10 protein-coding genes are annotated in these 10,537 nt (G+C 70.1%); 7 read left to right on the top strand and 3 right to left on the bottom strand.

Annotated features, from left to right (window positions below; translation table 11 throughout):
- The 5 genes from CCN51_RS32700 to CCN51_RS32680 form a co-directional block, all read left to right on the top strand.
- Positions 1-1,977: NACHT domain-containing protein (locus tag CCN51_RS32700; RefSeq protein ID WP_086860428.1), on the top strand; the 1,977-nt coding region annotated here is incomplete at its 5' end.
- Positions 1,978-2,006: 29 nt separating this feature from the next.
- Complete coding sequence (locus CCN51_RS32695) at positions 2,007-2,897, top strand: bifunctional helix-turn-helix transcriptional regulator/GNAT family N-acetyltransferase (RefSeq protein ID WP_086860426.1); 891 nt, start codon at positions 2,007-2,009, stop codon at positions 2,895-2,897.
- 100 nt (positions 2,898-2,997) lie between these two features.
- The gene (locus tag CCN51_RS32690; RefSeq protein WP_014178550.1) at positions 2,998-3,945 is read left to right on the top strand and encodes an aldo/keto reductase; all 948 of its coding nucleotides are present in this window, start codon (positions 2,998-3,000) and stop codon (positions 3,943-3,945) included.
- Positions 3,946-4,031: 86 nt separating this feature from the next.
- On the top strand, positions 4,032-4,457 hold the full coding sequence (locus CCN51_RS32685; protein ID WP_043491114.1) for a hypothetical protein: 426 nt from the start codon (positions 4,032-4,034) through the stop codon (positions 4,455-4,457).
- Positions 4,454-6,760, top strand: a complete 2,307-nt coding sequence (locus CCN51_RS32680; protein ID WP_014178548.1) for a tetratricopeptide repeat protein — start codon at positions 4,454-4,456, stop codon at positions 6,758-6,760. Before CCN51_RS32685 ends, CCN51_RS32680 begins: the two co-directional genes overlap by 4 nt.
- A 7-nt stretch (positions 6,761-6,767) precedes the next feature.
- Here the strand turns inward: CCN51_RS32680 and CCN51_RS32675 are convergent, their stop codons facing one another.
- Together CCN51_RS32675 and CCN51_RS32670 are read right to left on the bottom strand one after the other, a co-directional pair.
- Complete coding sequence (locus CCN51_RS32675) at positions 6,768-6,995, bottom strand: hypothetical protein (protein ID WP_086860424.1); 228 nt, start codon at positions 6,993-6,995, stop codon at positions 6,768-6,770.
- Positions 6,992-7,456: an ATP-binding protein gene (locus tag CCN51_RS32670; RefSeq protein ID WP_014178546.1), complete on the bottom strand. Its 465-nt coding sequence runs from the start codon at positions 7,454-7,456 to the stop codon at positions 6,992-6,994. Before CCN51_RS32670 ends, CCN51_RS32675 begins: the two co-directional genes overlap by 4 nt.
- Positions 7,457-7,637: 181 nt before the next feature.
- Here CCN51_RS32670 and CCN51_RS32665 point away from each other — a divergent pair, with 181 nt between their 5' ends.
- Positions 7,638-8,525 (top strand): helix-turn-helix domain-containing protein, encoded by an 888-nt coding sequence (locus CCN51_RS32665; RefSeq protein ID WP_014178545.1) that lies wholly within the window; start codon positions 7,638-7,640, stop codon positions 8,523-8,525.
- Positions 8,526-8,535: 10 nt separating this feature from the next.
- Positions 8,536-8,730, top strand: a complete 195-nt coding sequence (locus CCN51_RS32660) for a DUF397 domain-containing protein (protein ID WP_014178544.1) — start codon at positions 8,536-8,538, stop codon at positions 8,728-8,730.
- A 376-nt stretch (positions 8,731-9,106) separates the two neighbouring features.
- On the opposite strand, the gene CCN51_RS32655 is transcribed toward CCN51_RS32660, so the two are convergent.
- A complete protein-coding gene (locus CCN51_RS32655; protein ID WP_014178543.1) occupies positions 9,107-10,378 on the bottom strand; it encodes an HNH endonuclease signature motif containing protein in 1,272 nt (423 codons plus the stop codon).
- Positions 10,379-10,537 lie beyond the last annotated feature (159 nt).

The following is a 10,537-nucleotide window of genomic DNA, read 5'->3' as shown; positions in this document are numbered from 1 at the left end:
GGGCTGCTGCTCATCGACGGCATCGACGAGATCCCCGAGCGCGACCGGGAGCGCACCCGCGTCTGGCTGAGCGATCTGCTCCTCGCCTACCCCGACAACCTCTGGCTGGTCACCTCCCGCCCCTCCGCCGTCGCCGACAACTGGCTGGAGACCGAAGGCTTCGCCGAGTTCGCCTTGGCCCCCATGGGCCACGACGACCTCGGCGCCTTCATCGACCGCTGGCACGACGCCGCCCGCGCGACCTGCCGTACGGACGAGGGCCGTACCGCCCTCGACGGCTACCAGTCGGCCCTGCACACCGCCGTACGCACCAAGCCGGACCTCGGACTCCTCGCCACCAACCCCCTCATGTGCGGGCTGATCTGCGCCCTGCACCGGGCGCGCCGCGGCTATCTGCCGCCCGGCCGCAAGGCGCTGTACGACGCGGCGCTGTCCATGCTGCTCGCCCGGCGCGACACCGAACGCCACATCTACGCGCCCGGCGACGTCCAACTCGACGAGGAGCCGCAGGTCCAGCTCCTCCAGCGGCTCGCGTACTACCTCATCCGCAACGACGAGGCGGAGCTCGACCGTGCCCAGGCGGAGCGCATCATCGACGACGCGCTCCCCTCCGTCCCCTCGGCCGCCGCGCTCGGCGACGCCCCACGCATCCTGAACCACCTGCTGCTGCGCAGCGGTCTGCTCCGCGAACCGTCCGTCGGCACGATCGACTTCGTCCACCGCACCTTTCAGGACTTCCTCGGGGCGAAGGCGGTCGTGGAGGCATGGGACCTCGGGCTGCTCATCAGCCGTGCCACCGACGCCCAATGGGAGGACGTCTTCCGCATGGCGGTGGCCCACGCCCGTCCCCGCGAGCGCAGTGCGCTGCTGACCAAGCTGCTCGAACGAGGCAGCAAACACCCCGCCGTACGGACCCGCGTCCACCTCCTGGCCATGGCCTGCCTCGAGCATGCCGCCGACCTGGATCCGCACGTCCGCGACCTGGTGAAGCGGCGCGCGGACGAGCTGATCCCGCCCAAGGACGCAGCCGCGGCCCGCGCCTTGGCCGACGCCGGTCCCCTGGTCCTTCAGCTGCTCCCACTACCGGCCGAACTCACCGACGACCAGGCCTACTGCTGTGTGGTCACCGCCTCCCACATCGGCACTGACGCCGCAATCCCCTATCTGTCCCGGTTCGCCGACCACCCCGCGCTGCTCGTCCGCTCACAGCTCACCGCGAGCTGGGGGCGGTTCGACAGCGAGCGCTACTTCACCGAGGTGATCGCCCGCCTTGACCCGGACGACCTGTACTTCGTCGCCGAGACACAGGAACACCTGCGGCTGCTGAACAGCATGGGCGGCGTATCCAAACTCCAGCTGCGCGGCGACTACAGCGAGGACGACCTGCGCACCAGCCCCTCGCTCACCCAGGTCACCCATCTGAGGCTGGACCGGAATGACATCCTCACCGACCTGAGCGCCCTGAGCCCTCTGTCGGGCCTGCACACCCTGGTCCTGACCAGCTGTTCCAGGGCCCAGGACCTGACGCCGCTGTCCGCGCTGTCACTCCAAAGCCTCGACTTCGCCCCGTGGCGCGTGGGTGCGTCCGGGAAGACGTTCCCCATCGGCCTGGACGCCCTGACGACGCTGAAGCATCTGAAGATCAACCTGGAGTCCCCCAGCATCCCGCCGCAGGCCTTCCCGGCCCACATCACCTGGCTCGATCTGCACGTCTACTATCCGGACCTGGACGCCACCTGGATCGCCGAGTCATTCCCCGACCTCCGCCAACTGGGCATCACCTTCCGCAGCAGCCCGGAGACGGGCCGACTCGATCTGACCCCCCTCGCCGAACTCTCCTCCCTTGAGGCCGTTTCCGTCGCCCGCGCGGAGCTCACCGGCGCCGAATCGCTCACCGACGTCACGGTCACGGCACTCGACGGCGTGCCACGGCGTACGGGCCTCCCCTCCGACCCCGCGGGGGCGGCTGCCGACTGACTCAACGATTCCCTGACTAGAGTCAGAGAATGGATGTGGCACAGATCGACCAGGTGCGGCGGTTCAACCGCACCGTCACCGAACGCGTGGGCGTGCTCCACGACCACTACCTCGGCCGCGACCGGCCCATCGGCGAGGCCCGGCTGCTCTGGGAGATCGGCGAGCAAGGCCAGGACGTACGGCGGCTGCGCGAACGCCTCGGGCTCGACTCGGGGTACGTCAGCCGACTGCTGCGCGCCCTGGAGCGCGACGGCCTGGTGACGCTGGAGCCGCACCCGGAGGACAGAAGGGTGCGCACCGTCCGGCTCACCGACGCGGGCCGCGCGGAGCGCGCCACGCTCGACCGCCGCAGCGACGAGTTGGCCGGCTCCCTGCTGGAACCCCTCAATTCCGCCCAGCGCACCCGGCTGGTGGCGGCCATGGCCGAGGTCGAGCGGCTGCTGACCGCCGCAACCGTCACCGTGGACGCGGTCGACCCGGACCACCCCGACGCCCAGCACTGCCTGCGGTCGTACTTCACCGAGCTGCAGGAACGGTTCGAGACCGGCTTCGACCCCGCGCGCAGCCTGCTGCCCGATGCGGGCGAACTCCGTCCCCCGCACGGCCTGTTCCTGGTCGCCCGGCTGCACGGCGAACCCGTCGGCTGCGCCGGACTGAAGCTACCGCCCACCGCCCCGGCCGAGATCAAACGCATGTGGGTCGCGCCCCACACCCGCGGCCTCGGCCTGGCCCGCCGGTTCCTCGCCGAACTGGAAACACGGGCCGCCGAGCACGGCCGCGACGTACTGCGCCTGGACACCAACAAGGCGCTCGACGCCGCGATCGGCCTGTACCACTCCTTCGGCTTCCAGGAGGTGGCGGCCTTCAACGACGAGCCGTACGCCCACCACTGGTTCGAAAAGCGGATCGGCAAAGACTGAGGACGCACCGGCAACCGCCTTGCCTTCGAGCGCACTTCAATTGCCAAGCTGCCCGGCACGCAATGCATCTCTCTGCCACTCGCCAGGGAAGGACCGCGCTGTGCCCGAAGTGAACTTCGCGCTCGGAACCATGGGATTCGGCACCAAGGTCGACGCCGCTACGTCGCTGAACCTGCTCGACCGGTTCGCGGACGCCGGCGGGACGCTCATCGACACCGCCAACTGCTACGCCTTCTGGAACGACCCGAGCGGTCGCGGCGGGCACAGCGAGGAAGTCATCGGGCAGTGGCTGGCCCGCCGCCCCTCCCTGCGCGACCAGATGTACCTCAGCACCAAGGCAGGCGCCCAACCCGTCGGCCCCGGCGACTGGCCGGCCAACCGCGAGGGCCTGTCGGCGTCAGCGCTCAAGGCCGCCGTCGAGGGCAGCCTGCGCCGGCTGGGCACCGACCGGCTCGACCTGTACTGGGCCCATATGGAGGACCGTACGGCCCCTCTGGTGGAGTCCGCGGAAGCCTTCGGCGCGCTGGTGGCCGAGGGCATCGTGGGGCGGCTGGGGTGCTCCAACCACCCGGTGTGGCGGGTGGAGCGGGCCCGGCAGATCGCCACGGCCAACGGCTGGGCCGGATACACCGCGCTCCAACTGCGCCACTCCTACCTCCAGCCGCGCCCCGGCGCGCCAGTCCCCGACCAGTCCCACCGGTTCGGCTGGGTCACCGACGAGGTCGTCGACTACGTCGACAGCGAACCGGACCTGTCCCTGTGGGTGTACACCGCCCTGCTGAACGGTTCCTACAGCCGCCCGGACCGCCCCCTTCTCGATGCCTACGACCACCCCGGCACCACCCGGCGGCTGGCGGCCCTGGACAAGGTGGCCGGGGAGCTCGGGGTGAGCCGCAACCAGATCGTCCTGGCCTGGCTGATCGGCGGAAGCCCGGCCGCCACCCCGATCGTCGGAGTCAGCAACCAGGAACAGCTGGCCGAAGCACTCGCCGGAGCCCGCCTGCGGCTGCCCGCCGAACACCGCCGCCTCCTCGACGAGACCGCCTGACGACGCCCCCAGCACCCCCACGGCCGCCGTATCGTAAAAAGCCGACGTCGGCACGGATGAAACGGCTGATGGGGACAGGGGGCGGAATGGAGCCGCAGATCGCAGACCTCGCGCGGACGGCCGGGTCCACGGTGGTGACTCTGATGGCCACCGACGCGTGGCAGCGCGCCCGGGAGCGGATCGTCGCGTTATGGCGCCGGGCCCAGCCGGACCGCGCCGACGGGATCGACGGCGAGCTCGAGACCACGCACGACGACCTGCTGGCCGCGCGTGACGCGGAGGACGAGGAGACCCAGCGCGAGCTGAGCGGGGAGTGGGCGGGCCGCATGCGGCGGTTCCTCGCCGCGCATCCGGAGGTAGTCGAGGAGTTGCGCCGGATCCTGGACGAGTTGAGTCCGGCCCTGCCGGGCAACGATCAGGCGATGAACACCACCATTCATATGCGGGCCGAGGCCTCCGGCAGCGGCCGGGTCTACCAGGCGGGCCGCGACCAGCACATCACCGAGCGGTGAGCGGCCCGCCTCCCCCGTACGCGGAAGGCCATGCCTCCGGACACGGACGGGTCTTCCAGTCGGCCGGCGACCAGCACATCACCGAACACCACCACCACGCGCACCACTACGCGCCCGGCCCCGGCGCGTCCCTGTTCGCCGGGACGACCACCCCGGGGCCCGGCCCGGACTCCGTACGCGTCCCCCTGGTGGGCCGTGCCCCGGCCGTCCTGCGGGACCGGGCGGATCTGATGCGGCGATTACGTACGGCGGTGGGTGGTGACAGCGGACAGATCCACGTACTGCATGGCATGGGCGGCTGCGGCAAAACGGCGGTGGCGCACGCTGTGTTCACGGAGTCCGCGCGCGACGGGGCTCGGGTCGGGTTGTGGGTCAACGCCTCCGAGCGGCTGTCCCTGCGGGCAGGCATGCTGGCCGTCGCCGCCGACCGGGGCGCGGCCCCCGGCGAGTTGGCCGCCGCGCACAGCGGTCAGCGCGCCGCCGCGGACCTCGTCTGGCACCACCTGGACCACTCCGCCGAGCCCTGGCTCCTGGTGATCGACAACGCCGACGACCCGGCGATCCTGGAGGAAGGCGGCTGGCTGCGCGCCAGCCCACGCGGCACGGTGCTGGTCACGACCCGATACGCCACGTCGCGCGCCTGGCGGGGCGCCGTCCTGCACCCCGTCGGGGTGCTGCCCACCGAGGACGCGGCCCAGGTCCTGTGCGACCTCGCGCCCCACGCGGGCACCCCGGCGGCGGCCGAGCAGGTCGCCCTCCGCCTCGGCTGCCTCCCGCTCGCCCTGACCCTCGCGGGGTCCTACCTGCACCACCAGCTACTGGAGTCCTGGTCCATGGACGAGTACCGAAACCGCCTCGAAGCCGACCCGACCGGCCTCATCGACCAGGGCGCGGCCCTCGATTCCGGCCGCCCCGAATCCCGCCACCTGGTCAGCCGCACCTGGCAGCTGTCCCTGGACGCGCTGGTCGACCAGGGCCTCCCCGAAGCAACGACACTGCTGCGGCTCCTGTCCTGCTGGAGCCCGGACCCGCTGCCGCTCGCGGTCCTGGCCCCGGCATCGCTGGGCGCGACGGGCCTGCTGGACACCACCCGCGTCGAACCGGCGTTGCGGGGGCTGCTCGACCACTCCCTGGCCGCGATCGTCTCCGCGCCGGGCGGTACGGATGGGGAGCAGCCGGTGCGCTGCGTCCAGGTGCACGGCGTACTCCTCGACAGCGTCGCCTCGGGCACCCCCGCCGACCAACGCCGAGCCCTGACGGAGGCGGCAGCCACGCTGTTGGAGGCTGCACTTCCGGCGGACGGCGGGGTCGGGGGCGGGTTCGTTGCGCTGCTTGTGCCGCATACGGTGCGGTTGCTGCGCGAGGGAGACGTTAGGACGGCGGAACGGGTGGTGGGGTTGGCCATATGCCTCACTCAACGCGTTCATGAGACCGGTGACTACTCCGCCGCCCTAGCCTTGGCCCAGGAGGCCGCGGGGGCGGCGGAACGGGTGCTCGGCGCCGAGCACCAGCTGGCGTTGAGCGCGCTGCAGCGCGCGGGGCGCTCGTTGTTCCGGCTCGGTCGCATCGCGGAGTCGGAGGAGGTTCATCGCCGGGTGCTGCGCGTCCGTGAACGCGTCTTGGGGCCCGACCACCCCGACACGCTTGAGTCCTGTCACGGACTCCAGCAGCCGCTGTTCAGGTTGGGGCGGCGGGCTGAGGCGCTGTCCTTGCTGCGCCGCGCGGCGGATGGGCTGCGGAGCGCTTTGGGGGTGGAGCATCCCAGGGCGCTGCGCAGCCGGGCGATGCTGATCGAGGAACTCGCCACAGCTGGCGACCACGAGGAGTTCGCACAAGTGTCGCCCGAGACCGTCGTCGACTGCGAGCGGCACCTTGGCGCCGATCACCCCACGACGCTATCCGCCCGTCACGCATACGCCTTCGGCGTCGCTCGACTGGGCGCCCCGGAAGATGCAGAGCCGCTTACGCGCCGGGTTCTGGCGGATCGGGAACGCGTGCAGGGGCCTACCCACCCCATGACGCTGGGCGTTGTCGTTCTGCTCAGCCAGGTAGTCGCAGCGCGCGAACGTTGGGAAGAAGCGGTTGAACTGACCCGTCGGGCCATCTCCGGACGCGAGCAGGCCCTCACAGCTGAGAGCCCCCTTCTCGTGGAGAACTACAGCCAGGTGGCCGACTATCTTGCTCGCGCGGGGCGGACGGCAGAGGCCGAGAGTGCGGCGCGAGCAGCCCTTCCGCTATGTGAACGCGTCCTCGGCCCCAATCACCCTGAAACGCTGCGCGCTCGGCGGGTTCTGGGGATCTGAGCGTCTACTAGACCCTCCGCCGTAACCGGGCTCGCTCAGCCTTCAACAGCCGCTGGTAGTCCGCGAGCACGCGCAGCATCGCGAAGCCGGTCCCCAAGGGGACCGTCCCGACGACCAACAGCGGCCGCTGCGGGTCACGAAGGTCCGCATGTATGTCGGGAAGCCACACGCCCAGCGCGGCGAACTCGTCCCGAATGATGTCGACGACCCGCTCGCCGGGGGCCTGGGCGTTCACGCCTTGGCCCCCGGCGGGAGGCTGAGCCCGAACCACACGGCCTTGCCCGTGCCGTCGAGTTGTTCGTCGACCGTCAGGCCGCACACATCCGAGAGCGCGGTGACCAGAAACAGGCCGCGTCCGTGTATGTCGTCGTTCGCCGCGCGGCGGGGCGAGGGCAACGCGGGGCTGTCGTCGTGCACCGCGACCCGCACCCGAGTGCACTCGATGGTGGCGGCGAGCCGCACGTCTCCCTTGCCGTGCTGATACGCATTGGTCACCAGCTCCGATGTGCACAACGCTGCCGCGTCGGCGAGTTGGCCCAGTCCGGAGGCCACGAGCAGGTTGCGTACGAAGTCTCGGCACAGCCTGGGCGTGATCGCGATGCTGGGGGCGGACAAGGTGTATTGGTGCGGAAGTTGCTCGGTTCCGCCGATGGAATTCCCGGGGTCGGCCGCGCTCGGTTCGGTACGTACTCCCATGAGACGCCTCCGTGGCGTTCCGTAGGTGAGGGTTCAGGCGACACCACGCAGCTCCGCTGTGTGACTGCCGCCACACACACGGTAGAGATAAGGGATGACAAGTTCAACCTATTCGCGAGAACGAGTGGACCGACTCACCCCCTAACGGCAGACTGTGGCCCACCCGCTGAGGAGAGATCCGTTGGCACTGCGCACCAACCCCACTGAACGGCAACGCAGACTGGGCGTCGAGCTGCGAAAGTTGCGCGAGCAAGCAGGGCTGACACTGAACGAAGCCGGAGCCCTCATCGACATGGGGCGCGTGCACCTCACCCACGTCGAGGGCGGACGCACGGCAATTGCGACCGACCGGCTGCGTAAGCTGTGCGAGTCATACGGGTGCACGAGTTCAACCTACGTCGAGGCGCTTGTCACTCTTTCGGAGGACAAGGGCAAGGGCTGGTGGTCCGGGTACCGGAAGTCCTTCCCGCAATCCGCACTCGACCTCGCCGAGCTTGAGTCTCGCGCCACGGTCATCCACAGCTACGAGACCCTGCTGATCCCCGGCCTGCTCCAGACCGAGGCATACATGCGGGCCCTTTTCCGCAGTACCCGCCCGGACGCCTCCCCCGACGAGATCGACAGCCTTGTCCAGTTCCGCAAGGCTCGGCAGGTCATCCTGGACGCCGACTCCTCGACCAGCTTCCACGCCGTGATCCATGAAGCCGCCCTCCGTATGGAGGTGGGCAGCCCACACATCATGCGGGGGCAGCTCACCCATCTCATCCGGGCATCGATGCTCCCCGGCGTGACCGTTCAACTTCTGCCGTTCGAGGTGGGCGTACGCGCCTGGTACAGCACGCCGTTCATGGTGCTTGGAATCGGCATCCCCGGCCTGGAAACGGTCGTCGCCGACCATCCGTCGGCGCGGTTGCGTCTGGGCGATGCCGAGTCAATCGAACACTACGGCGCTACATTCAGGGAGCTGAGTGAGGGAGCGCTGCCTCCAGTGGTGGCGGACGAGTCCCCGTTGCTCCATGAGAAGCGCGACTCATGGGGCCTCATCCAGCACATCCTGTACACCCACTAGGGAAGGCCTCATGTCGCACACCAACTGGCAGAAGTCCTCGTTCAGCGAAGGACAGGGCGACAACTGCGTGGAACTCGCCGCCGTAGACCACGGCATACACATGCGGGAGAGCGACGAGCCCGACACCGTACTCCGTACCACCCCCGCCACCCTCCGCTCCTTCATACGGGCCGTGAAGGCCGGCGGGCTCGGCCACATCATCTGACCCAACCGGGCCGCAGCACGCCCTCCTCCGGGCTGCCCCGCCCTGGCGAGACACAAGCGAGACCGCAGGCACCCCACTTCGCTGAGGCACGGCCTTGGCACCGTGGGGCGGCATTCGGCCCGGGCGAGTGCGGGCATCGTCTCGCGCCTCGGCGCAAAGCGGGCAGCAGCGGGGACGGAGGGGGGCCGGGCTCGCGCTGTGGCCGTCCGGCGGGCCGGTGGGTGGGCGGAGATCCGGTTGCCGGTGGGCGAAGCGGGTGTCCGGCGCCGCCCGCCGATAGGGCATGCCTGTGGCTCCCTCCCAGTGGTCCCGGTGTCTCCGCTGGGTGGGACCACTGGGAGGGAGATGGTGTTCGGCTGTCCTGCGGACCGGGTGGCTACTCAAGGTAGTCGTGGGGTGGGTTGGTATAGGTGTGGCCGGTCGGCGTGGTCCAGGTGGTGACCCCGGTGTCAGGATCCCGGGCGACTCGCCATCCCGGGTGGTGGGTCTTCATCAGGTGATGCCGTCGGCACAACGGGCCCAGGTTCTCGGGGACGGTCTGTCCTCCGGCCTCTGGATCGTCACGGTCGAATGGCTGGATGTGGTCGAGGTCGCAGCGGTGGGCGGGCATCTGGCAGGTGGGGAAGGTGCACCGGCCGTCCCGGGCGATCACATGCCGCTCCGTTTCCGCTGTCGGCTTGTACGTCGTCGGGTCCGTCTTGACCAGCATCCCGGTCTTCGGCTCGATGATCAGCCGCCGCCAGATGGTCCCCTCGGCGAACGCGATCTCCCGCGCCTGTCCCGCGGTGATCGGCCCGTACCCCTTCAACTGCGCGGGCTCCTCGCTTTCCCCGATCAGGACATCCAGCGGGACGGTGACCTGCACGACGGCCGCCGCCCGACCACCGGACGTCCGCTCCCGGGCGTTGCCGGTGCTGCCAGCGGCGCTGGTGCGGTTGACGACCAGATCGAACAGTGCGTCCACCCGCTTCTGCTCCAGCGTCCGCCCCTCATCCGGCAGCGTGGACGCATGCGCATCCACGGCCTGGTTCATGCTGGCGGCCTGCTCGGCCGGCAGGATCGCGCCCCACATCGCCATGCCGTCATCCTGCGGGTAGTGGACCATCTGCCGCTCCCGCCGCCGCGCCCGATGCCGCTCCGCCGCACCAAACGGATCAGCCCTCACGATCTCTCGCCTCAGCGCATGCCGCGTCTGCCCGGTCGCCAGGCCCGGCATCTTCTCCGCGATCACCGCCTCGACCTGCGCGGCCAACAACGGGTCCAACACAGCACAGGCCTCAGTGACCGCCACCGCCTGCATGTAGCAGATCTCCCCGCGCTCCAGCAGACCCAGCGTGGTCGGGTAGTGCGCGTCCAGCTCCCGGGCCACCTGAAGCCGCTTGGCCGCCGTCGTCCCCGACAACTTCAGCGCACAGGCCACTTCCTCACAGGCGAAGTTCCACTCGCCCTCGACGCTCTCGTTCCACTTCCCCTCCGGCAACGCCGCCTGCGCATCAGCGTCCAGCGCCGCCAGGATGTGGACCTGCTGCGCCTGGATCCACGCCGCGTGCCGCTCCAGGGCCTTGAGTGCGTCGATACGGCCGGCATGGGACAGCTTCTCCGGATCCAGCAGCGGCAGCACAACTGCGGTCTGCGGGCCCGGAGCCATGTCGGCGAGGTAAGCAGCCCATTCATCCGGCGTCCCTGGAACCAACGCCGGAACCAACGCCGGAGCCGGAGCCGGAGTTGGAGCCGGAGTTGGAGCCGGACGAGCGGTCTCCCTAGCAGTGGCCGTAGCGTTGCCCCTCATGGCGATCACCCCCCAGTG

Origin of the sequence: Streptomyces milbemycinicus (assembly GCF_002154605.1) — a bacterium.
GTDB classification, from domain to species: domain Bacteria; phylum Actinomycetota; class Actinomycetes; order Streptomycetales; family Streptomycetaceae; genus Streptomyces; species Streptomyces milbemycinicus.
This window is presented reverse-complemented; position numbering and strand designations above follow the sequence as displayed.